This window comes from Arthrobacter crystallopoietes BAB-32, from assembly GCF_000328305.2.
Classification (GTDB): Bacteria; Actinomycetota; Actinomycetes; order Actinomycetales; family Micrococcaceae; genus Crystallibacter; species Crystallibacter crystallopoietes_A.
Genome location: NZ_ANPE02000196.1, coordinates 12,917 through 34,334, shown reverse-complemented (window position 1 = coordinate 34,334; position 21,418 = coordinate 12,917). Strand labels below are relative to the sequence as shown.

Annotated in this window: 19 protein-coding genes and 1 pseudogene; 10 read left to right on the top strand and 10 right to left on the bottom strand. The window is 66.9% G+C overall.

Annotation, left to right across the window (positions count from 1 at the left end; genetic code table 11):
- Positions 1 to 75 precede the first annotated feature (75 nt).
- Entirely contained in the window at positions 76 to 2,550 is a 2,475-nt protein-coding gene (locus tag D477_RS15895; RefSeq protein WP_081608593.1) for a glycoside hydrolase family 65 protein, read from the top strand.
- A 32-nt stretch (positions 2,551 to 2,582) separates the two neighbouring features.
- Here the strand turns inward: D477_RS15895 and D477_RS15890 are convergent, their stop codons facing one another.
- The 7 genes from D477_RS15890 to D477_RS15860 all read right to left on the bottom strand — a co-directional run bounded on the left by D477_RS15890 (position 2,583) and on the right by D477_RS15860 (position 8,150).
- A complete protein-coding gene (locus D477_RS15890) occupies positions 2,583 to 3,662 on the bottom strand; it encodes an LLM class flavin-dependent oxidoreductase (RefSeq protein ID WP_005271723.1) in 1,080 nt (359 codons plus the stop codon).
- A 12-nt stretch (positions 3,663 to 3,674) separates the two neighbouring features.
- Positions 3,675 to 3,920 carry a tautomerase family protein gene (locus tag D477_RS15885; protein ID WP_043847289.1) on the bottom strand — a complete coding sequence of 82 codons (246 nt, stop codon included), beginning with the start codon at positions 3,918 to 3,920 and terminating at the stop codon, positions 3,675 to 3,677.
- A gap of 12 nt (positions 3,921 to 3,932) precedes the next feature.
- Complete coding sequence (locus tag D477_RS15880; RefSeq protein ID WP_005271718.1) at positions 3,933 to 5,411, bottom strand: aldehyde dehydrogenase; 1,479 nt, start codon at positions 5,409 to 5,411, stop codon at positions 3,933 to 3,935.
- Complete coding sequence (locus D477_RS15875; protein ID WP_005271716.1) at positions 5,404 to 6,156, bottom strand: alpha/beta fold hydrolase; 753 nt, start codon at positions 6,154 to 6,156, stop codon at positions 5,404 to 5,406. The genes D477_RS15880 and D477_RS15875 overlap by 8 nt, the downstream gene beginning before the upstream one ends.
- Positions 6,157 to 6,169: 13 nt before the next feature.
- Entirely contained in the window at positions 6,170 to 6,721 is a 552-nt protein-coding gene (locus tag D477_RS15870) for an amino acid synthesis family protein (protein WP_005271713.1), read from the bottom strand.
- Positions 6,718 to 7,350, bottom strand: coding sequence for an amino acid synthesis family protein (locus D477_RS15865; protein ID WP_043847302.1), 633 nt, complete (start codon positions 7,348 to 7,350; stop codon positions 6,718 to 6,720). The genes D477_RS15870 and D477_RS15865 overlap by 4 nt, the downstream gene beginning before the upstream one ends.
- 113 nt (positions 7,351 to 7,463) lie before the next feature.
- Positions 7,464 to 8,150 carry a GntR family transcriptional regulator gene (locus D477_RS15860; RefSeq protein WP_043847287.1) on the bottom strand — a complete coding sequence of 229 codons (687 nt, stop codon included), beginning with the start codon at positions 8,148 to 8,150 and terminating at the stop codon, positions 7,464 to 7,466.
- Between the two features lie 140 nt (positions 8,151 to 8,290).
- Here D477_RS15860 and D477_RS15855 point away from each other — a divergent pair, with 140 nt between their 5' ends.
- From D477_RS15855 to D477_RS15835, 5 genes are all read left to right on the top strand, one after another.
- Positions 8,291 to 9,238 (top strand): flavin reductase, encoded by a 948-nt coding sequence (locus tag D477_RS15855; RefSeq protein ID WP_043847285.1) that lies wholly within the window; start codon positions 8,291 to 8,293, stop codon positions 9,236 to 9,238.
- 135 nt (positions 9,239 to 9,373) lie between these two features.
- A complete protein-coding gene (locus D477_RS15850; RefSeq protein WP_005271688.1) occupies positions 9,374 to 10,945 on the top strand; it encodes a BCCT family transporter in 1,572 nt (523 codons plus the stop codon).
- Positions 10,946 to 11,052: 107 nt separating this feature from the next.
- Positions 11,053 to 12,489, top strand: coding sequence for a purine-cytosine permease family protein (locus tag D477_RS15845; RefSeq protein WP_005271685.1), 1,437 nt, complete (start codon positions 11,053 to 11,055; stop codon positions 12,487 to 12,489).
- The gene (locus tag D477_RS15840; RefSeq protein WP_005271682.1) at positions 12,482 to 13,042 is read left to right on the top strand and encodes a cysteine hydrolase family protein; all 561 of its coding nucleotides are present in this window, start codon (positions 12,482 to 12,484) and stop codon (positions 13,040 to 13,042) included. Before D477_RS15845 ends, D477_RS15840 begins: the two co-directional genes overlap by 8 nt.
- Positions 13,043 to 13,219: 177 nt before the next feature.
- The gene (locus D477_RS15835; protein WP_005271679.1) at positions 13,220 to 14,074 is read left to right on the top strand and encodes a PaaX family transcriptional regulator; all 855 of its coding nucleotides are present in this window, start codon (positions 13,220 to 13,222) and stop codon (positions 14,072 to 14,074) included.
- Here the strand turns inward: D477_RS15835 and D477_RS15830 are convergent.
- The gene (locus tag D477_RS15830; protein ID WP_005271676.1) at positions 14,038 to 14,832 is read right to left on the bottom strand and encodes an alpha/beta hydrolase family protein; all 795 of its coding nucleotides are present in this window, start codon (positions 14,830 to 14,832) and stop codon (positions 14,038 to 14,040) included. The two genes, D477_RS15835 and D477_RS15830, sit on opposite strands and share 37 nt — an antisense overlap.
- Before the next feature lie 38 nt (positions 14,833 to 14,870).
- The gene (locus D477_RS15825; RefSeq protein WP_005271675.1) at positions 14,871 to 15,356 is read right to left on the bottom strand and encodes a cupin domain-containing protein; all 486 of its coding nucleotides are present in this window, start codon (positions 15,354 to 15,356) and stop codon (positions 14,871 to 14,873) included.
- 206 nt (positions 15,357 to 15,562) lie between these two features.
- Between D477_RS15825 and D477_RS15820 the strand changes: the two genes are divergently transcribed.
- Together D477_RS15820 and D477_RS15815 are read left to right on the top strand one after the other, a co-directional pair.
- A complete protein-coding gene (locus D477_RS15820; RefSeq protein ID WP_052510815.1) occupies positions 15,563 to 16,618 on the top strand; it encodes an MBL fold metallo-hydrolase in 1,056 nt (351 codons plus the stop codon).
- The gene (locus tag D477_RS15815) at positions 16,615 to 18,069 is read left to right on the top strand and encodes an MFS transporter (RefSeq protein ID WP_005271671.1); all 1,455 of its coding nucleotides are present in this window, start codon (positions 16,615 to 16,617) and stop codon (positions 18,067 to 18,069) included. Before D477_RS15820 ends, D477_RS15815 begins: the two co-directional genes overlap by 4 nt.
- 64 nt (positions 18,070 to 18,133) lie before the next feature.
- Here D477_RS15815 and D477_RS15810 read toward each other — a convergent pair whose 3' ends face one another.
- Positions 18,134 to 18,949: a cyclase family protein gene (locus tag D477_RS15810; RefSeq protein WP_005271666.1), complete on the bottom strand. Its 816-nt coding sequence runs from the start codon at positions 18,947 to 18,949 to the stop codon at positions 18,134 to 18,136.
- 214 nt (positions 18,950 to 19,163) lie between these two features.
- Here D477_RS15810 and D477_RS15805 point away from each other — a divergent pair, with 214 nt between their 5' ends.
- Together D477_RS15805 and D477_RS23895 are read left to right on the top strand one after the other, a co-directional pair.
- Positions 19,164 to 19,616: an acyl-CoA thioesterase gene (locus tag D477_RS15805; RefSeq protein WP_005271662.1), complete on the top strand. Its 453-nt coding sequence runs from the start codon at positions 19,164 to 19,166 to the stop codon at positions 19,614 to 19,616.
- 68 nt (positions 19,617 to 19,684) lie between these two features.
- Positions 19,685 to 21,417 (top strand): annotated as a pseudogene (locus D477_RS23895) (thiamine pyrophosphate-binding protein).
- Position 21,418 lies beyond the last annotated feature (1 nt).

The window sequence follows — 21,418 nt, the reverse complement described above, 5'->3', positions numbered from 1 at the left end:
ACGCCGGCCGGCTGCGGTCCGCGGCGCGGCGGGCACGTGAGGAAGCGGCCGCAGGGACGGGATAGCGTGGATTCCGTGGCGAACCGACTCTTGACGACGCATCCCTGGCAGGTCCGGGAATCCTCTCTTGACGCGGATTCCCTTGGACTGGGGGAGTCCGTCTTCGCGCTGGCCAACGGCTACGTCGGGCTCCGCGGCACCTTGGATGAAGGGCAGCCCAGCGCAGCCCGCGGCGTCTTCCTGGCCGGGGTCTACGAGTACCACCCGCTGTCCTACCCTGAAGGCGGCTATGGCCATCCGGAGCACGGCCAGGCCATGATCGGGGTAGCCGACGGCACCGGAATCCGGCTCCAGGTCGACGGTGTCCCGCTGGATGTGCGCGAAGCCCCAGCGGGGCGGCACGAGCGGGTGCTCGACCTGCGGGCAGGCACGCTGCGCCGCGAATTCGAGTGGACTACGCCCCGGGGCGGCCGGATGCGGCTCGTCTCCACCCGCATGGTGTCGCTGGCCCACCGTGCCACCACCGCCATCCGCTATGAAGTGCAGGCCCTGGACCAGCCCGTGCAGATCGCGATCCGCTCGGAACTCACCGTCAACTGCACGCCGCCCCCGGTGGACAACAGCGACCCCCGGGTCGAAGAGGCGCTGCACAGCCCGTTCGAGTCCTGCCTCCGCGGCTCGCATCAAACCGGCGGACACTTGGTGCACCGGACCCGGCGCAGCGGCACTTGCGTCGCTGCCGCCGTCGAACACGAAATCCTCCGGCCCGAAGACGCGCAGGTGCACACGACGGACGGCGAGGACCAGGTCGCCACGAGCCTCGTCGCGGAGCTGCCCCCGGGCGGAACCGCCGGTTTTGTGAAGTACATCTGCCACGCCTGGTCGCGCGAAGACCCGCCTGCCGGCCTGCGCGACCAGGCCGCGGCGGCCCTCGAGGCTGCCCGGCAGCTGGGCTGGGAGGGGCTGGCGGCGGAGCAGCAGCGCGTCCTCGACAACTTCTGGCAGGCGGCAGACGTGGAGGTCGACGGCGATCCCGACCTCCAGCAGGCCCTGCGCTTCGACTTGTTCCAGCTGCTGCAGGCATCAGCCTGCGTCAACGCTGCGCCCGTCGGCGCCAAGGGCCTGACCGGCTACGGCTACAGCGGCCACACCTTCTGGGACATCGACAGCTTCCTGGTCCCCGCCATGACCCTGCTGCGGCCTGAAGATGCCGCCCGGATGCTTCGCTGGCGTTCCTCCGGACTGGATCGGGCGCGCGAACGGGCGCAGGTCCTGGGGCTGGAAGGGGCCTCCTTCCCGTGGCGGACCATCGACGGCGGGGAGGCGTCCGCCTATTGGCCGGCCAGCACTGCCGCGGCGCACCTCAACGCGGACATCGCCCGTGCCTTCGGCTTCTGGGCCGACGCCACGGGCCGGAACCTCGAGGAGGTCGGCGGCCTGGACGTGCTCGTGGAAACGGCCCGGGTCTGGGCGCGGATGCTGCACCGGGACCACAAGGGACGCTGCCACCTGTACGGCATGACCGGACCGGATGAATACACCGGAGTGGTGGACGACAACGTCTTCACCAACCTCATGGCCAAGCGGAACCTGGACTTGGCCGCCGACGCCTGCGAGGCGAACCCCGCCGCAGCCCAGCGGCTCAGGGTCTCGCGGGAGGAGAAGCGGCACTGGCGGGAAGCCGCGGACGCGATGTACGTCCCGTATGACCATGTGCTTGGGGTGCATCCGGCCAACGAAGGGTTCACCACCTACCGGGAGTGGGACTTCGAGGGCCAGCAAGGCGCCTACCCGGTCCAGGACCACGCGCACTACGCGAAGATCTACCGGCGCCAGGTGGTGAAGCAAGCGGACCTGGAGCTTGCCCTCTGGTGGTGCTCCGACGCCTTCACCCCGGAGGAAGCGGCCCGGAACCTGGACTACTACGAGCGCCGCACCGTCCGGGATTCCTCGCTCTCCGCAGCAGCCCAGGCCGTGGCCTGCGCCCACGCCGGCCACCTGGACCTGGCGCTCGCCTACCTGCGCGAGGCTGCCCTGGTGGACCTGCGCGACCTGCAGCAGGACAGCCAGGAGGGGCTGCACCTTGCGTCGCTCGCCGGAGCGTGGCTGGCGCTGGCCTGCGGACTGGGCGGGCTGCAGACCGAAGGCGGGAAGCTGCAGCTGGCACCGCGGCTGCCCGCCCGGCTGGAGCGTATCGCCTTCCGCCTCCAGTGGAGGGGCCACCGGCTGGGTGTCGAAACCACCCCCGCCGGCACGACCATGCGGCTGCTCGACACCGGAACCTCCGGCACCGCTGCGGATGAGGCTGAGCTGACGCTGTCGGTCGACGGCACGGACTATGTCGTGGCGCCAGGGCGGCCGGCCAAGGCTCCGCTGCACGCGGCGGAGCCCCTTCTTCAACGCCAACCCAGCCGGCAGGGCGGGAACCGGACGGGTTCAAGCCAGCGCCGTAACGGGGCCACGCCGGCCAATTCCGTCAGCCAACGAAGTGCGGCGGCGTCGCCCGCCTCCGGGCAGGCACACCACGCCAAAGCCCCCGCCATGGCCTGATTGACAGGTTCTGGCGGGGGCTTTCGCTAGGTTCAACGTGCCGCGGATGCGGGCTGTTTCTGGAAGGCCGGCACGACATGCTCGATGAAGAGCTCCAGGGAACGCTTCTTCTCCTCATGGGTCAGACTGTTGTCGGACCAGAGGCTGAACTCGGTGACGCCGAGTGCCTCGTAGTGGCGCAGGCGCTCGATAATTTCATCGGGCGTTCCGATCATCGCTGTCTTATGCAGGGACTCCGGCGTGAACTCCGGCCGCCCCTCGAACTTCTCGACCGGGCTGGGCTCGAGGAAGCCGTTCTTCGGAACCGTCTTGTTTCCGAACCAGGCATCAAACGTCCGGTAGAACTTTTGGATGCCCTCGGCCGGGCGGCGCCATCCCTCGGGATCGTCGGTGTCGTGGACATGGGTGTGACGGAGGACCATGAGGTCCGGGCGGGGGGCGCCGGGGTTGTTTGCGCTGTTTTTTGCTACCGCACTGTCGAATTTGCCCGCAAGGTCCGCGACCTCTTCGTCGCCCTTCATCAGCGGAGTCACCATCACGTTGCAGCCGTTGGCGACGGCGAACTCATGCGAGGAGATGTCCCGGGCGGCGACCCACATGGGCGGTGTCGGCTTCTGGATGGGCTTGGGAACGCTGGTCGAGGTGGGGAACTGCCAGATTTCGCCGTCGTGGGCGTAGTCGCCTTCCCACAGCGCGCGCACGGCCGGCACCAGCTCGCGCAGGTGCTTTCCGCCGTCGACCGCGGACATGCCGCCCATGAGGCGGTCAAACTCGAACTGGTAGGCGCCGCGCGCCAGTCCCACTTCCATCCGGCCGTTGCTGATGACGTCCAGGAGCGCTGTCTCGCCGGCCACACGAAGCGGGTTCCAGAAGGGTGCGATGATCGTTCCGGCACCCAGGCGGATGCGGGACGTGCGTGCTGCCAGGTAGGCGAGCTGGGGCATGGGGCTGGGCGAGATGGTGTACTCCATCGCGTGGTGCTCGCCGATCCAGACGGTGCTGAAGCCTCCGGCCTCCGCCATGAGGGCCAGTTCCGTCAGGTTCTCGAAGCATTCGCGGTGGGAGACGCTCTCGTCCCAGCGCTCCATGTGGACGAAGAGGGAAAAGCGCATTAGTGACTCCTTTTATTCTGCGGCGGTTTCGACCGGCGCCTCTTGCGTGAACTGAGCTGCCGGGGCTGCGGCTTGGCGCTCGGCGATGGTCTGGTTGGCCTTGGACCAGTGGGTGGCGGGGACCTCGCGGATGATCACCGTGGTGTTCTCCGGCAGGGCGCCGACGGACTCCTCGGCAGCCCGGTGCAGGGCCGCCACCAGCCCCCGTAGCTGTTCGGGGGAGCGGCCCTCGGCAATGGATACGTCGATCAATGGCATGCAAGGCTCCTATCAGCGCATGACGAACGGGTCCGCGACGGGGCCCTCGTCGGTGTTGATCCAGATGCTCTTCAGGCGGGTGTACTCGTGCATCGACTCCAGGCCGTGTTCGATGCCCACACCGCTGTTCTTGAACCCCTGGCGCGGGGACATCGGGGACATCGCCCGGTAGGTGTTGACCCAGACAGTGCCGGCCTCCAGCCGCCGGCTCATCCGGTGGGCACGGGCCAGATTCTGCGTCCAGACGCCCGCGGCCAGCCCGTACTGGGTGTCGTTGGCGAGCCGCAGGACTTCCTCCTCGGTATCGAACGGCATGATGGCCGCGACCGGACCGAAAATCTCCTCGCGCACCACGCGCATGGAGTTGTCAACGCCGGTCAGGACCGTCGGCGCGTAGAAGTAGCCGGGCAGCTCCACGTCGGGCCTGCCGCCGCCGGTGAGGACCTTGGCTCCCTCGGATACGCCGAGCTCCACGTAGGAACCGACTTTCTCCTGCTGCGCCGCAAAAGCTAGCGGACCGAGCTCGGTGGTGTCCTCGATCGGGTTGCCGATGACGATTCTCTTGGCCCGTTCGGCGACCTTCTCCAGCAGTTCGTCGTAGACGGAGCGGTGTGCGAAGACCCGGCTGCCGGCGATGCAGGTTTGGCCTGCAGCCGCGAAGATGCCGGCCACGACGCCCATCGCGGCATTCGCGATATTGGCGTCCTCGAAGACGATGTTGGGGCTCTTGCCGCCCAGCTCCAGGGTGCAGCCGATGAAACGGGAGGCGGCGGATGCGGCGATGGCCGAGCCGGTGGCGGTGGACCCGGTGAAGGAAATCTTGGCGATGTCCGGGTGGTCCACCAGGGCGGCGCCGGCTTCGGCGCCCATACCGGTCACCACGTTGACGACCCCGTCGGGGAAGCCCGCTTCGACCGTCAATTCTGCGAACCGGAGGATAGTCCGTGAGGTGTATTCGGACGGCTTGATCACGATGGTGTTGCCGGCGGCCAAGGCCGGCGCCAGCTTGGAGGTGGTCAGCGTCAGCGGCGAATTCCACGGAGTGATAGCCCCAACTACACCCAGCGGTTCACGCTGTGTGTAGTTCAGGATGGCCGGGTTCATGGTGGGAACCTGGCTGCCCTGCACCTTGTCGGCCAGGCCCGCGTAGTAATAGAGGTACTCGGGCAGTGTGGCCAGCTGGCCGCGCATCTCGCGCAACAGCTTGCCGTTGTCCTCCGTCTCCATCCGCGCCAGCTCGTCGGCATGCTCGCCGACCAGGTCGCCGAGCCTGCGCAGCAGGTGCCCGCGCTTGGTCTGGCTCAGGTCGCGCCACAGCGGGTTCTCGAAGGCGCTGCGGGCCGCGTCCACTGCCGCATCCACATCCGCCTTGCTGCCCCGGGCCGCCTGGTAGAGCACTTCGAGCGTGGCCGGGTTGGTGCTCTCGAAGTAGGCGCCCTCCGCCGGAGCGACCCACTTGCCGTCGATGAAGTGGTCGTATTGCCTAGTCATGGGTGTTTCGCCTCGGTTCTTCGATGAATTCGGTGATGATGCGGGCCAGCTCCGCCGGTCGTTCCACCGGCAGCATGTGCCGGGTCTCCGGTACGACGGCGGTGCGCGCCCCGGCGATCGCCTCGCCCAAGCGGCGGGTCATATCGGGAGTCGAGCCGGGGTCCAGATCCCCGGTCACGGCCAGCGAGGGAGCGGTGATACCTCCCAGCTCTGCGCCGATCCCGGCGTCGGCCGTGGCGAAGACCCGGTAGGCGTGCAGGTAGGATTCCTGGTTGTTGGCCAGCAGGGTTTGGCGCACGCCGGCAACCGTGGCGGAATCCGTTCCCGCCTCGGCCGGGAACCAGCGTTCAAGGGAGGCCTCGACGCTGCCCGGAAAGTCTGCGCTGGCATTTTCCAGCCGGGCGGAGACGGAGGCAGCCTCCTGCGGTGTCCGAAGGCACACCGAGCTGACGCTGGTCAGGCTCGCCACGAGCTCCGGGCGGTACCTGGCCAGATGCTGCGCGATCAGGGCCCCGAGCGAGAACCCGACAAGGTGCGCGCGCCCCGGAAGCCGGGCAGCGACGTCGTTAGCCAAATCCGCGAGGGAGACGGCTTCCGTCAGCGGCGGCTGGCCGCCGTGGCCGGGCAGGTCCAGGGCCAGGATTTCCCGGTCGGTAAGCCGGCCCAGTTCCGCCCGGAACAGGTCCCACATGCTGCTGTCCAGCCCGACGCCGTGCAGCAGGACGATCGGCAGTTTCCGTTCCATCCGGTCCAACCCGTTACTGTTCGGTCGACAGCGGTGCCAGGCGCTGCTGCGGACGGCCCTGCGAAGCTGCTGCCAGCGCGATGACGATCTCGCCCGGGTGCGGGGCATCGGCCAGCCGGACCTCGATGCTCTGGTGGTGCGAGCGGATGGTCGCGTCCGTGACGTGCTTCAGGGGGATGTCGAACGTGACGCCCGCGGGACCGCGCTTCTCGACGGCGGGGAGCAGCGTGGTGGCATTCGCCGCGTTGCGGAAGTGGTCGCCGAACTTGAGCGTGTGGATCAGCGCGGAGCCGTGCTCGATTTCGCCGTCCAAGCCGACAATGGCGGCCTTGCCGTAGGCTTCGACCGTGCCGCCAAGGGCCTTGACCACGCGCGGTGCGAGGACTTCCCCGACCCGGGAGGCTGCTTCGTCGATGCCGGCGGTGAGGTCTTCGACGAAGCCCTGGCCGCGCCACGGGTTCTCGATGACGGCGGCGACCACGGCGACACGGGCGTTGGGTTCGACCGGGCGGCCGCCCTCGGTCAGGGTCTCTTCGACGAGGGTGACGATCTTGCGGACGTTCATGCGGAGGCTCCTTCGAGGATGCGTGAGGTTACGGCGGGATCAGTGGTGCGGTCGCCAATCCTGGCATGCGGCCGGGGGCCGGTTGAGGCGGCGGCGACCACGACGATCTCGTCCGGCCGGGGGCCGTCGGAAATCCGGGCTGTGATGGTCTGGTAGTGGCTGCGGGTGGCGGCCTCGGTCTTGTGCCACATCGGCACGACGAGCGGCTGGCCGGCCTCGGCGCGGTCGTCGGCAAAGCAGATGATCGACGAACCTTCCAGGAACTCGCGGACCAGGTTGCCGAAGTAAGGTGTGTGGATCAGGGCGCCGGCATGCTCGATTTCGCCGGCCGTTCCGACGATGGCCGCCTTGCCGAACGCTTCGATCCGATCGGCTCCGCCAAGGCCTTCGATCAGGCGGTCGGTCAGGATCTGCGCGATCGGCGGGGCCACGGTCCGGGACTCCTCGGCCAAGTCCTTGTCCGGCGCCGTGCCGATCCAGGGGTTGGGGATCACCGCTGCTGCGGTGGCCCGCAGGGCCGGTACCGGCGGCTGGGTGCCGTTCTCCAGCAGGATTTCCTCTTGGTAGTAGACGATTTTCCGGATGCCGGCTGCGCCTTCCGCGGAGCCGGCAGTAGTGCTGTTAGTCAAAAGGGGCTTCACTTTCTTGGAGAACAGCTCAAGGCTGCCCATGGGCTTTTGTGCTCGAGTCCGAGGTGGGGGGCCCAGAGCATCCTGTGCTCAGATGGTTCTTTCGGCAGGGATCAGTCGTTCCGGGTCCGCGAGTCCGTCAGGACTTCGCGGGACGATGCGTAGACGTGGTTGCGCATGGCTGCTTCGGCGCCGAAATGGTCCTTGTCCTTGATCATGGCCAGGACCGTCCGGTGTTCAGCCGTCGAGGCCCTGATCCGGCCGGGATGCTCTGCTGTCCGCAGCACCAGGCGGTGGTAGGCCAGCTGGTTCATCAGCCGCTCATAGTGCTCGACCAGTTTGTTGTTGTCCGCTCCAGTGATGATCGTCCGGTGGAATTCATGGACGAGTTCGGCGTAGCGTTCGGCATCCTGCTCCGCCGCCGCCTCATCCGACTCTGCGACGTTCCGCTCGAGGACGGAAATCTCGCGGACCTTGCCGCGGCGGGCCAGCAGGCCGGCCGCCAGACCTTCCAGGCCCTCCTTGAGCTGGAACAGCTCGACGATCTCGCGCCGGGTGGGTTCCCGGACGAACGTACCGACCTTTGGACGGATCTCGACGAGCCCCTCGTGCTGCAGCTGCTTGAGGGCTTCGCGGATGGGAGTGCGGCTGACCTCGAACTCCTGGGACAGGAACACCTCGGACACCGGAGCCCCGGGCGGGAAGTCCCCGCCGAGGATCAGGGCCCGGACCCTGTCCAACAGTGAAAGCTCTTTGGCGGGCGGCTGGCTGCCCTGCGCTATGACCAACGTCTCTTGCATACAACAGAGCCTAGGTTGCATACATGAGAACCGTCAAGGAGTGCGCAAAGTTTCCTGCAACTTCCCCTGAATTGCAGGAATTTCAAGCTTTTCCAGTTGAGTGTTGACCTCTCCATGTGATGCCGCTTACGCTATCTGCCATGCAACAGACTTTTGATACCGCAGTAGCAAGCGTGTGGGCAGCCGCCTGGGACCGGGGCGAGGTTGAAGCACTGGAAGCGCTCGTGACGCCGGACTACCTTCGGGTCGGCAAGGCCAGCGGCAAGACGCTCAGCCTGCAGCAGCTGCAGGCTGAAATTCTGGGAATCCGGGAAGCGTTCCCGGACCTGGCCACCATCGTGGATGCCGTCGTCGTCGACGGCGACAAGGCCGCCATCTTCTGGACCTCGACCGGCACGCACACTGCACCGTTTATGGGCGTTCCGCCGACCGGACGGCGCGTGCAGACCCGCGGCTCCAATTTCGTCACCTTGGACGGCGGACGGATCAAGCAGGAAACCGTGACGTGGGACAGCAGCGAACTGCTGAACTCCCTAGGCATCCGGCACCTGGGTGACGCGCTCGCTGAACCGGGCACCGGCGTCGTCGTTGATTCCCTGTCCGGGGAACCGGACCTGGAGATCATGAAGACCTTCAACCGGCAGTTCGTCACCGGGGTCACCGTCGTGACGACGCAGGAAGGCGGCGTGCCCAAGGGGCTGGCCGTGAACGCCTACGCGTCGGTCTCGCTCGAGCCGCCGCTGGTGATGGTCTGCATCCAGAAAACCTCCTCGACCTATCCTGCCCTGTTCGCCTCCAGCCACCTGGGCATCAACATCCTGAGCAACCAGCAGAAATCCACCGTTGCCACCTTCGCCTCGAAGTCTGCCGACAAGTTCGCGGAGATCGACTGGCACGCCGGGCCCAGCGGCTCGCCGCTGATCGACGGCTCCTCCGCGGCGCTCGAGGCGGAGATCCGCGAGCGGTTCCAGGCGAAAACCCACACGATCTTCATCTGCCGGGTACGCCATGCGGAAGTGAGCGAAGCATCGCCCATGGTGTACCAGGCCGGCCGCTTCTTCGACAGCGAAGGCCTGTCCCAGCTCTGACGTTCGAGGACGTCCCCCCGAGACCCGGAGACCATTATGGTTCAACAAATCACGCCTCCCGCCGCGGGAACTGCGTCCGGTAAGGCGCGGCCGGAGGGCTCATCAAGCGACGGCCGGTCCCGGCGTCCAGGCAGTGTGTTCTGGACATCGATCGCCCTGATTGCCGCCTTCGTCCTGTGGGCGTCGCTGTCTCCCCAGAGACTGGGAGACGTCATGACGGCCAGCATGGACTGGGTGGCCGCGTCCGTCGGGTGGAGCTACCTGCTGGTCACCTTGCTGTGCATTGGCCTCATGCTCTACCTGGGCTTCAGCCGGTTCGGCGGTATCAGGCTGGGCTCGGACACGGACCGTCCGGAGCACAGCACCTGGGCCTGGCTGGCCATGATCCTCTCCGCCGTGATGGGCATCGGTCTGATCAGCTACGGCGTGGCGGAGCCGGTGTCGCACTTCGTTGCCCCGCCGCATGCGCTCGCGCAGCCGGAGACGATGGAGGCTGCGGTCCGGGCCATGCAGTTCAGCTTCTTCGACTGGGGGCCGCATGCCTGGGCTGTCTTCGGGATCTTCGGACTGGCGATCGGCTATTCGACGCACCGCAAGAAGCGCCCCGGGCTGGTGTCTCCGATGCTGCGGCCGATCTTCGGCAAGCTGGTGGACGGCTGGGTGGGGAAAATGATCGACGTCTTCGCCATCATTGCCACACTGTTCGGCACCACCACCTCATTGGGCCTTGGCGCCTCGCAGATCGCCGAGGGGCTGGGCCGGGTCTTCGGGCTGCCCTCGGGACTCGTGACGCAGATCCTCATCATCGCCGTCGTGACGGTGCTGTTCACGCTCTCCGCACTGTCCGGCGTGAACCGCGGCATCAAGTACATCAGCCAGATCACCATGACGCTGTCGCTGGCGCTGGCGCTCTACGTGTTCATCGCGGGGCCAACCAACTTCATCTCCAACCTGTTCTTCCGGTCAGTCGGGCAGTACTTCAGCGATTTCTTCGCCGTCAGCCTGATCACCCCGAGTTCCGCCGACGACCTGCAATGGATGCAGTGGTGGACCTACTTCATGATGGCCTGGTGGCTGAGCTGGGGTGCGTTTGTCGGGGTCTTCCTGGCCAAGATCTCCCGCGGACGGACCATCCGCCAGTTCGTGGCCGGCGTGCTGGGTGTGCCCAGCCTGGTCTTCTTCGCCTGGTTCACGATCTTCGGCGGTTCGGCGATCCAGATGGACATGAATGGCGCCGGCATCGGTGCGGCCACCAGCGAGAACATCAATTCCGCGTTCTTCGCGATGCTGGAGAACCTGCCGCTGGTGCAGCTCACGGCAGTTGTCACCGTCCTCCTGGTGGCGCTGTTCTTCATCTCCGGAGCCGATGCGAACACCTTCGTGCTGAGCATGCTCTCCTCCAAGGGAAGCCTGGAACCTGGGAAGCCCGTCCTCACCCTGTGGGGCGGACTGACCGGAGCCTGCGCCGTGCTGCTGCTGCTGGTTGGCGGGCTGACCGCCCTGCAGCAGGCAGCGATGCTCTCCGCGCTGCCCTTCACGATCATCGTCGCGCTGCTCGGTGCCTCGCTGATCATCGAACTGCGGCGGGACCACGAGTTCGACGCCCTGCGGCACGCCCGACTGATGGACCTGCGCCAAGAGAACAGCTCCGCCCCGGATGTCCGCGAGCGGACGGCGCCCCTGCCGGACGGCGGTCCGGAATCCTGATCTTCCACGCGCGGAGGAAGCGGCTGGTTTGACCGCTTCCTCCGCACCAGCTCCACCGGCAGCCCAACCGGCCGCCGTGACCGATTGAGTAACCGAAGGAACAAACCGTGAACACAGACATCAACAGCAAGGCTGTCGAGGAGGACAGCGTTGCCGAGGACCGGGGCTACCGCGACAGCCTCACCAAAATCGAGCCGTACGGCATCGAACACATTCCCGACGTAGAGCGCCACGGCAAACCGCGCTCGCAGTTCTTCCTGTGGTTTGCCGCCGGCATGAACTTTCCGCTGGTGGTCCTTGGCTTCAGCGCCGCCTACTTCGGCCTGCCGTTCTGGTCAGCCGTGGTGGCGATCCTCGGCGCCGGACTGGTCGCCGCGGCCGTCATGGGCTACCTGTCCGGCATGGGCGTCCGCCTGGGCATCCCGCAGCAGATGCAGGCCCGCGGGCCGCTGGGCTTCATCGGCAACCTGCTGCCCGTCGCCTACGTCAATGTCTTTGCCGGCGTGGGCTGGGCGGCAGTCACCGTCATACTCGGCGGGCAGGCGATCGGCCTCCTCACCGGCATGCCCTTCTGGCTCTCGGCACTCGTGCTCATGCTGCTGCAGTTGGGCGTGGCGGTCATGGGCTACAACCTGATCCACTTCCTGCAGCGCGTCCTCTCCTTCGTGCTGCTGGCCGGATTCATCTTCGTCACCGTGGTGACCGTGGCGTCGGGAAGCATCGTCAACACCCCGAATCCTGAGGCCGAGGGCTTCCAGGGAGTCGGCGGCTGGATCATCTTCTTCGGCTACTTCTTCTCCTACATCGTCGCCTGGATGCCGTTCGCCTCGGACTACTCCCGCTACCTGCCCAACAGCGCCGCCAACCGCCGCGGAGCGGGCTGGTTCACCATGCTGGGCAACTTCGTCACACTGTCCTGGATGGGCATCCTCGGCGCCCTGCTGGGTTCGACCGCGACATCCACGGACACCATCGCCGCCCTGGACGAGCTGATGGGGCCCTGGGCCATTATCGGGCTGGGCATCGTTGCCCTGTCCTCCTTCACCCAGAACTTCCTGAACGTCTACGGCGGCGCGATCTCGATCCAAACCATGGGCATCCCGGTCAGCCGGCACATCGCCGTCGTGTTCATCTGCATCGCGTCCTACCTGGTCGCGCTCTGGGGGCAGCACGGCTTCTACGAAGGCTTCACTGCCTTCCTGAACCTGACCGCCTACTGCATCGCTCCCTATGTGACCGTGCTGATCTTCGACTATCTGTTCGGAGGGCGCCGGAGCCAGCGCGGCCTGCAGGAACTGTACGATAAGTCGCGCAAGTTCGAATGGGGCTTCGTAGCCTGGGCGGCAGGCGTCGTCGGCTCCTCGCCGTTCTGGATCTCCGCCGTCTACACCGGCCCCATCGCCGCGGCCTTCCCGCAGATAGGCGACCTGTCGTTCTACGTAGGTGCGCTGATCGCCGCGCTCGTATACCTTGCTACCTACAAGCTGCCGCGCCTGTCCAAGCAGCCGCTGCTCGTCGCCGAGAAGGAGGACACCAATGCCTGAGAGGGCGAAACGCCATCTCGTCGTCGTCGACATGCAGCGGGTCTTCCGCCGGAACGGCGACTGGCATGTCCCGCGCTATGACGAAGCGGCCGAAGCCATTGCCCGCCTGGTGGCCGCCGGCCATCCGCCCATCCTCACCCGTTTCGTGCCGGATCCGGCCGAAGAAGGCTCCTGGTCCGCCTACTACGACCGCTGGCGGAGCATGCGCCTGGACCCTGCCGATGAGGCCTGGGACCTGGAACTGCCCGGCGTCGAGACCAGCGGCACGATCGACCTGCCGACCTTCGGCAAGTGGGGCGAAGAGCTCGCGCAGCGCATCCCCGTGGGGGAGGAGCTGCTGCTCACCGGCGTCGCCACCGACTGCTGCGTCCTCGCCACCGCGCTCGCCGCCGCCGATGCCGGCCGGTACGTCACGGTCATCACCGACGCCTGCGCCGGGCAGAACGACCAGGCGCACCAAGCCACGCTGGACCTGCTGGAGCTGCTGTCTCCGATGGTCCGGCTCGCCACCAGCGCCGAGGTCGCCGCTTCGCCGCAGGCAGCAGCGGTGTAGGCGGAAACCGAACCTCCCCAAGGACGACGGCGGCACTCACCTCAAGTGCCGCCGTCGGACTTTTGCCTGGGGTGCTTCGGCGACGTCTGCTGATTGGTCCCGTCCCGCGGCCGGCGGCCGGGAACCCGGCATAAGATAGCCGGGAACCGCCGTCGACCTTGAAATGAGCACGTCCCCATGCCGCCCCGCACCCAGCGACCACTGCACCAGCAGTTGGTCGTCACTCTGTATGGACTGTACGGCGGGAAAACTGGAGGGTCCTTCCGGGTTGCGGCACTGGTGGCGATGCTGGCCGATTTGGGGATCGACGAACAGGCCGCCCGTTCCACGGTCTCGAGGCTGAAGTCCAAGGGGATCCTGCTTAGCCAGCGGGATGACGGCGTGGCGCGCTATGCCCTGTCAGGCGACGTTTTGGACATCTTTGATTCCGACGACAAGCCGATTTTCGCACCCGAGCGGTCCAAGCCCGGAGATCCGTGGTCGCTGGTGGTTTTCTCGGTGCCCGAGGCAGAACGGAACCGGCGCTATGAGCTGCGCGCGGAACTCACGAGCCTCGGTTTCGGCTTCGTGGCCGCCGGCGTCGCGATCGCGCCCAGCACGGCGATGGACCAAGCCATGAAGCGGCTGGCCGAGCGCGGGCTGGACCGGTACGCCGAATACTTCTCGGGCGACTACCTGAAGTGCGGGGACATCCGTGGGCAGGTCTCGCAGTGGTGGGACCTGGAGCTGCTCGACCGGCAGTACTCGGACTTCATCGACAGCTATGAGGCATTGGCCCGCCCCTGGCAGGAACGCGCCCAAGCGGGGCAGCCGCTCTCCGCTGCAGACCGGCTGGACGCCTTCCGGACCTATGTGCCGATGCTGACGCTGTGGCGGAAGTTCCCCTACCGGGACCCGAACCTGCCGCTGGAGTATCTGCCGGCGGGCTGGCAGGCCCCCCGCGCGAAACAAGCCTTCCTGACGCTGCACGGAATTCTCCGCGCGCCGGCGGAGGCTCACGCCGATGACTTGCTGCGCAGCCGGGGAGCCTGAACCGGCACGTTGTCCATCCACTCGCGCACGGACGGCCATACCTGTGCGGAAGGGTCGATTGCGGCCAAGTGGTCCAGATCGTAGGGGGAGATGAAGTCCGTGCGGTCTCCCGCCGCCCGGGCACGGGCCAGGTAATCAAGCGAGTGCTCGACCGGAACCCGCTGGTCCACGGCGCCATGGACCACCAAAGCAGGCGTCTCCAGCGGCAGCTGCCGGATCGGTGATGCACCCGCGTAGACCTCAGGGGCCTGTTCCGGCGATACCCCGAAGAATTCGGCGGCAGCGTTCTCGCCCAAGCCTTCCCGGTAGGTCCGCCCGGTGTCGGTGACCGGAGCCAGTGCGACGACGGCGTCCAGCAGGTCCGCGGTAAGCAGGGCCAATTGCCCGCCCACCGAATGTCCGACGCCGACCAGCGGGCCGGGGTGCGACTGCCGCCAGCGTGTAGCGGCGACGGCGGCGACGGCGGAGCGTACGTCCTGGCCGGTTTCGGGCCAGCCACCGCCGTTGCCGCCGCGGCGGTACTCGACGTTGGCCACGGCCCACCCGTGCAGGGCCAGATCCCGGGCCAAGGGAACCATGAGCGAGGCGTCGAACCGGGCACGCCAGTAGCCGCCGTGCACCAGGACGGCCACGCCGCGGGCCGGCCCCGGTACAGCGGCATCCCAGCACTCAATGGTCTGCGGAGCGTGCGGGCCGTAGCTGAGGGTCAGTGCCGGCCGGGCAGGAGCTGGCTCCAAGGTGTCGTCCTTTCTGCTCATCCGGTGCGCGCTCCGCCGGGCACCGGAAGGGGTAGTAGTTACGCGCCGGGGACGGCGCCCGGCGGGAGGAAATCCACATCGTGCAGGGCGGAGCGGCGCACGACTTCCTCGGGGTCATCCAGATTGTGGAGCTGGTCGAACAGCTGGGAGAGCCGGCCTGCCGGGCTGACCCAGAACAGTGACTTACCTGGCGTTTCGCCCTTGTTGTAGTAAGCGTGGGGAAGGCCCTTCGGCATCCGCACCGTGTCGCCGGGGCCCGCGGTCGTCCACTCGCCGTCGAGGTAAAGGGTGTACACGCCCTCCATGACGTAAATGTGCTCGTCCTGGGTCGGATGGACATGCGGCGGCACACCGGTGCCGGTCGGGTCCAGGGACAGCCAGGCGAAGCTGGAGGCGCTCTCGACCTTGGCCAGGTAGGTGTGGCCGAGCACGTTCCAGGTCTTGTTGCCCATGGCCTCACTGGCGAGCGTGATGCCCTTCGGCAGGTCGCCAAGCACGATTTCCGTTCCTTGCTGCATTTCCATGACAGGTCCTTTCGTCGAGCAAACGGTGCGGCCAGCATGGCAGAGGAAACTTTGATATGCAACACCTATTGCGATCGCAAAAACTGCTACATATGATGTGTGTCACGTTCCTGCCGGTTCAGTCCGGCTCAGCGAATCTTGCAAACCGCCAGCTGCGCCGACAGCCGCGGTGTCCGCCCACCCATCAAGGAAGACGAGGGGCACATATGAGCAATTCAGCACCAGGAATGTCCGTCCACTCATTAGGCACCGGCGGCGGGCCGATTGTTTCCAGCAGCCGCGCCGGCACCAGCACCGTAGTCACCGTCGATGGCGCGGCCTATGTCATCGACTGCGGCATGGGCAGCATCCGCAATTACCGGTCGAGCTGCGCGTGGTCGGAGCTGCGCGGCATTTTCCTGACCCACCACCATTCTGACCATGTCTATGACCTCGGTTCGTTCCTGGTTACGGGCTGGCAGGTGCCAGGAGAGTCCTTCAGCCGCCCGATCCAGGTCTTTGGACCAGGCCAGCCGCCGCGGGTTCCTGCACTGGACCGTGAGCATGCCGCGCAGGTTGATGCGCGAACCGCGGGACGGGCCATGACCGGCACGGTCGAGATGGTCGACGCCCTTCTGGATCGGGTTTTCGCCTCGGATATCTGCATTCGGATGGCCGACGAAGGCCGCGAAGAGCCGCACCGGTGGGTGACCGCCCACGACATCGAGATTCCATCCTCCGTGCCGGCCGACCCCGTGGAAGCGCGGCATCCGGCCATGGAGCCTTTCGAGATCTACCGGGATGAACTGGTAACCGTCACGGCGATCCTGGTGGACCACCGGCTCTGCTTCCCGGCCTATGCCTTCCGCATCGATTCCGCCTACGGTTCCGTGGTGGTCTCCGGGGATACCGCCTATTCCGAAAACTGCATCCGCCTGGCCCGCGGAGCGGACCTGCTCCTGCATGAAGTCATGGATCTGGAAGCCATTTTGGCAACGTTCCCGGACGGCCCCACCCGCGACGGCATCGAAATCCACCTGCGGGAGTCCCACACCTCTTTCGACGAAGTGGGCAAGGTCGCCCAAGCGGCCGGAGTGGGTCAGTTGGTCCTGCACCACATTGTGCCGAACACCCCGGGCGCGGCGGACCTGCAGAAGATGCAGGCAGGGGCAGCGAAAGACTTCTCCGGACCGGTACACGTCGCAGAAGACAACGACCACTTCACCATTTCTTCGACGCCCCGGACCGTGGCGCCGCGCGAGGATGCGGAGGTCATGGCATGACCACGCAAAGCCAGCTCCCGGCACATACCCTGCGTGCCGCCGTCGTACATGGCCGGATGAACCGGCGCGCATGGCTGGTGACCGGAGCCCTCGTGGTTTTCCAGATCATCAACTTCGCCGACAAGGCCGTTATCGGCCTCGTCGCCGATCCGGCGATGCGGGACCTTGGGCTGACGGCGGGCGAATTCGGCTTCATCGGAAGCGCCTTCTTCTTCCTGTTCGCGATCGCCGCCGTTGCCGTCGGTTTCCTGGCGGGCAAGGTCCCCACCCGCTGGATCATCCTCACGATGGGTATCTCTTGGGCGGTCCTGCAGTTCCCGATGCTCTTCGGCGGCGGCGCGGCAGTCCTGCTGGTCACCCGCATCCTGCTGGGAGCGGCGGAGGGGCCCGCGACTCCCATCAGCCTGCAGCACGTCCACGGCTGGTTTCCGGCGAAGGAGCGGGGCCTGCCGAGCAGCTTGGTCGCCATCGGTTCGACTCTGGGGCCCATCATTGCCGCGCCGGTGCTGGCGTGGATCATCGCCAATCCGGCCCTCGGCTGGCGCTGGGCGTTCGGTTTCCTGGGCATTGTCGGCCTGCTCTGGTCCCTGTGCTGGCTGGTGGTCGGACGCGACGGGCCCTACAGCCACACCGCCCGGAAGCGGGACGAGGCGGCCGAGCCGGCACCGGCGGAGGAGCCGGAGCCTGCGCCGGCCTCCGAGGTCCGGGCCGGCCCGGGGAACAGCATCGCCGACAAGGCCGACCTGCTGAAGATCGTGCCCATCCGCAAGGTCCTTGGCACGCGCATGTTCGTCGCTGCGGTGCTGGCTGGCGCCGGCTGCTTCTGGGCCCAGGGGTTCCTGACCACCTGGTCGCCCAAGTACCTGGCCTCGGTGGTGGCGCTCCCGCCGGAAATGATCGGGCTCTTCTCGACCTTCCCATGGGTCCTCGGCGCTCTGGCTCTCCTGGCCCTGGGCTACGGGTCGCGCTTCCTGATGCGCCGCGGCGTAACCGTCCGGTGGGCGCTGGGTGCGCTGTTCGGCGCCACCCTGCTGTGCTCCGGAATCTGCTTCCTGCTGCTCCCCGGACTCGGCGGCACCCCCGCGGTCATTGTCGTGACCCTCGGTGCGGGCCTGGCCATGACCTACCCGCTGGCACCCACGGCTGTCGCCTTCGCGGTTTGTTCCAAGCAGCGGGCCGCCGTCATGGCCACCCTGACCGGCCTGGCGTCGATGGGCGGCGTCATTGCTCCGGCCATGGTCGGAACGCTCATGGACAATGCCGGTTACGCCCCGGCGCCGAAGGGGGTACGGGAAACCGCCGAAATGGCGGCCAAGCTCGCCGAGGGCATGAACTCCGCCTTCTGGATGATCGGTGTCTACCTGATTATCGTCGGCGTGATCAGCATCCTGCTGCTCAATCCCGACCGCACCGCCGGCCGGTTGCAGGAGAAATTCGTCTACAACGGCTGATAAGGCTGCTGAAATGAAGGGCCGGCGTCACCACCGACGCCGGCCCTTCGTCATGCCAAGGGTTTCACGAACGTCGCGGCACCAGCGCGAGAACCCGCGCGGGGCTGCCGGTGCCGCCAACAATCGGCAGCGGCGCGACAATCAGCATCGCCCCGCGAGTGGGCAGCTGGGAGACGTTCTGCAGCGAGGTCAGGCCGTACTTGTCGGCACCGAGCAGGTAATAATGCACCGGGAAGATCGGATCCAGCGCGCCCGCGTTGCCGGCGTCGATCCCGACGGTCTCCACACCGAAGCCAGCGATGCCCGTCTCCGAGAGCCACTGTGCGCATTCGGACGAAACGCCGGGCGTGTGGGAGCCGTCCTCGTCGGTGTTCAGGAACTTCTCCCGGTCCTGGGCGAATGCGTCCCAGCCGGTGCGGTAGAGCACCCAGCCGCCCTCGGGCAGTGGCCCGTGCTGCTTCTCCCAGGCGCGGACGTGCTCGACCTCGAGCAGGAAATCCGGGTCGGCGGCCGCCTCGGCGGTGAAGTCGAGGACGACGGCGGGGCCGATGAGGCGGGGAAGCGGGATGTCGGCGACGTCGTGGCTGTGCCGCCCGGTCACCCAGTGGGCCGGAGCATCGATGTGCGTGCCGATGTGCTCGCCGGTGTGGATGTTCTGGTGCTTCCAGAAGGGCCCCGGTTCGTCGTACTCGCTGACGGTTTCCAGGCTGAAGTCGATGAGGTTGGCAAACGGCTCGGGCAGCCGGAGGGTAGGGGTCTCACTGCTGAGGCGGTTGGTGAGGTCGACGATTTCGACGGCGCCGTCCGCCAGTGCATTGAGGAGTCCGGCAAGAGGGCCGGTGGCTTGGTCGGTTACGGTGTTGGTAGCTTCGGAAGTCATGCATCCAGCTTTCGGGTCATTGGGATGGCGTGGTCCGCGTCATGATGCGACGACGTGTGATCCATGTCTACCACCGCTGGCAGCGTCGGCTCCAGCGGTTCGGACACACCCCTATTGATTTGTGTGGACGACCGTCATTTTTACGTCATACCATGTAGACAGGGCTGCGATAGTTCCTGAGCCAGGGATGACCTGGTCGGGGGAGAGGAGAAGCATGGACCCCCAGATGAGCGGGCAGGACCAAATGATGCCGGCAGGTGCCAGCATCGAGCGGACGGTGGAATGGGCCGACACGGATGCGGCCGGACATCAGCACAACTCCGCAATCATGCGCTGGGTCGAGGCGGCCGAGGCTGAGCTGTTCCGCAGGCTGGAGCTGCCCGACTACTTTCCTAGTGCTCCCCGCGTACAGCAGGTCATCAACTACCGGGCCAAGCTGTGGTTCGGCCAACGCGTTACCGCGGCCCTGACGGTCCAGAAGATCGGCCGCACGTCGATGACTTTCGCGTTCGAGGTCCATGGCCAGCCGCACGAAAAGTCAGCCGGCGGACTCGCCGCCTACGGGACTTTCACCACCGCTTATGTCCCCGAGGGAGCCGACAGCGCAGCGCCCTGGCCGGAGCACATTCGCACCGCCGTCGCCCGAGGATCGGCCGTGCCGGCCTGAGAGCCCCAGCGGCCCACGTGACAATTTCTGCAGTCTGATTGAACTGCTGTTCCAAGAAGGAGACCTCCATGACCGCTACCAGCACTCAACCCTCGGTCAGCGGTGCCGCCGTGACCAGCCCCGCGGCAGCTGTGCCGTCTTCCCGCCCGGCTGCGAATATCGCGGAACTCGTCGGCTATACCCTGGCGCAGCTCGGGGTCGGGCACGTCTTCGGCGTGGTCGGCAGCGGCAACTTCGTGGTGACCAACGCGCTGCGCCGCCAGGGAGTGCCATTCACGGCCGCCCGGCACGAGGGCGGAGCGGCGACGATGGCGGACGCGTACGGGCGGATGTCCGGCAAGGTCGGGGTCGTCTCCACCCACCAGGGCTGTGGGCTGACGAATGCGGTCACCGGGATCGGTGAGGCGGCCAAGAGCCGCACGCCGATGCTCGTCGTCACCGCGGACACCGCCGCCTCGGCGATCCGGTCGAATTTCAAGATCGACCAGGACGGACTGGCCCGCAGCGTCGGGGCCGTGGCAGAACGGATCCACTCGCCGCAGAGTGCGGTGGCGGACACGGTCCGGGCCTACCGCACGGCCGTCAACGAAAGGCGGACCGTGGTGCTGTCGCTGCCGACGGACCTCCAAGCTCTTCCCGTCCCGGAGGGACTCCAGCCGTCCCCACACGGTTGGAGGCACCACAGCCGGTCCGGCCGGCCGCAGCGGCAGTGGAGCGGTTGGCGGCGTTGATCCGCGGTGCCGAACGGCCGGTCTTTGTTGCCGGCCGCGGAGGCCGGGGTGCCGGGACGGAAATTGCCGCGCTCGCCGAGGCAAGCGGTGCACTAGTGGCGACCTCCGCCGTCGCCCACGGACTGTTCCACGGCGATCCCTTCAACCTCGGCATCTCCGGCGGCTTTTCCTCGCCCTACACGGCGGCAACGATCGCGGCTGCCGACCTGATTGTCGGCTGGGGATGCGCGCTGAACATGTGGACCATGCGGCACGGCTCGCTGATCAGCGCGGAGGCCAAGGTGGTGCAGGTCGACGTGGAGGACGGCGCGCTGGGTGCGAACCGGCCCATCGATCTCGGGGTGCTCGGCGACAGTGCCGAGACCGCAGTCGCCGTGCTGGAGGAACTGCAGGCTGCCGGGCACCAGGCGACCGGGCTGCGCACGCCGGAGATTGCGGTGCGCATCGCGGCCGAGTCCCGTTGGAAGGACGTGGAAACCGTGGACATTTCGACCGAGGAGGCAATCGACCCGCGGGTGCTGAGCCGGGAGCTGGATAAGATCCTGCCGGCGGATCGGATCGTGTCGATAGACTCGGGCAACTTCATGGGGTATCCGAGCGCGTACCTGTCAGTGCCGGACGAGTATGGATTCTGCTTTACGCAGGCTTTCCAGTCGATCGGGCTGGGCCTGTACACGGCGGTGGGTGCGGCGGCAGCCCGGCCGGACAGGCTGCCCGTACTCGGGACCGGTGACGGTGGGTTCCTGATGTCGATTTCCGAGCTGGAGACCGTGGTGCGTGAGCGGATCCCGCTGGTGGCGATCGTGTACAACGACTCGGCGTACGGCGCCGAGGTGCACCACTTCGACGCCGACGACGAGGATCTTGGGATCGTAAAATTCCCGCTGACGGACATCGCGTCGATCGCCCGGGGGTACGGCGCCGAGGCGGTCACCGTCCGCACCGTGGAAGACCTGGCTGCCGTGACCGAGTGGGTCAACGGGCCGCGGGAGAAGCCGCTGGTCATCGACGCACGGATCGCCTCCGACGGCGGCGCCTGGTGGCTCGCCGAAGCTTTCAAGGGCCACTGAG

Bases quoted from the DNA above. Each gene is read 5' to 3' on its own strand.
- D477_RS15890 (WP_005271723.1), bottom strand. From the start codon at position 3,662: ATGCGCTTTTCCCTCTTCGTCCACATGGAGCGCTGGGACGAGAGCGTC.
- D477_RS15885 (WP_043847289.1), bottom strand. From the start codon at position 3,920: ATGCCATTGATCGACGTATCCATTGCCGAGGGCCGCTCCCCCGAACAG.
- D477_RS15880 (WP_005271718.1), bottom strand. From the start codon at position 5,411: ATGACTAGGCAATACGACCACTTCATCGACGGCAAGTGGGTCGCTCCG.
- D477_RS15875 (WP_005271716.1), bottom strand. From the start codon at position 6,156: ATGGAACGGAAACTGCCGATCGTCCTGCTGCACGGCGTCGGGCTGGAC.
- D477_RS15870 (WP_005271713.1), bottom strand. From the start codon at position 6,721: ATGAACGTCCGCAAGATCGTCACCCTCGTCGAAGAGACCCTGACCGAG.
- D477_RS15860 (WP_043847287.1), bottom strand. From the start codon at position 8,150: ATGCAAGAGACGTTGGTCATAGCGCAGGGCAGCCAGCCGCCCGCCAAA.
- D477_RS15855 (WP_043847285.1), top strand. From the start codon at position 8,291: ATGCAACAGACTTTTGATACCGCAGTAGCAAGCGTGTGGGCAGCCGCC.
- D477_RS15840 (WP_005271682.1), top strand. From the start codon at position 12,482: ATGCCTGAGAGGGCGAAACGCCATCTCGTCGTCGTCGACATGCAGCGG.
- D477_RS15835 (WP_005271679.1), top strand. From the start codon at position 13,220: ATGCCGCCCCGCACCCAGCGACCACTGCACCAGCAGTTGGTCGTCACT.
- D477_RS15830 (WP_005271676.1), bottom strand. From the start codon at position 14,832: ATGAGCAGAAAGGACGACACCTTGGAGCCAGCTCCTGCCCGGCCGGCA.
- D477_RS15825 (WP_005271675.1), bottom strand. From the start codon at position 15,356: ATGGAAATGCAGCAAGGAACGGAAATCGTGCTTGGCGACCTGCCGAAG.
- D477_RS15820 (WP_052510815.1), top strand. From the start codon at position 15,563: ATGAGCAATTCAGCACCAGGAATGTCCGTCCACTCATTAGGCACCGGC.
- D477_RS15815 (WP_005271671.1), top strand. From the start codon at position 16,615: ATGACCACGCAAAGCCAGCTCCCGGCACATACCCTGCGTGCCGCCGTC.
- D477_RS15810 (WP_005271666.1), bottom strand. From the start codon at position 18,949: ATGACTTCCGAAGCTACCAACACCGTAACCGACCAAGCCACCGGCCCT.
- D477_RS15805 (WP_005271662.1), top strand. From the start codon at position 19,164: ATGGACCCCCAGATGAGCGGGCAGGACCAAATGATGCCGGCAGGTGCC.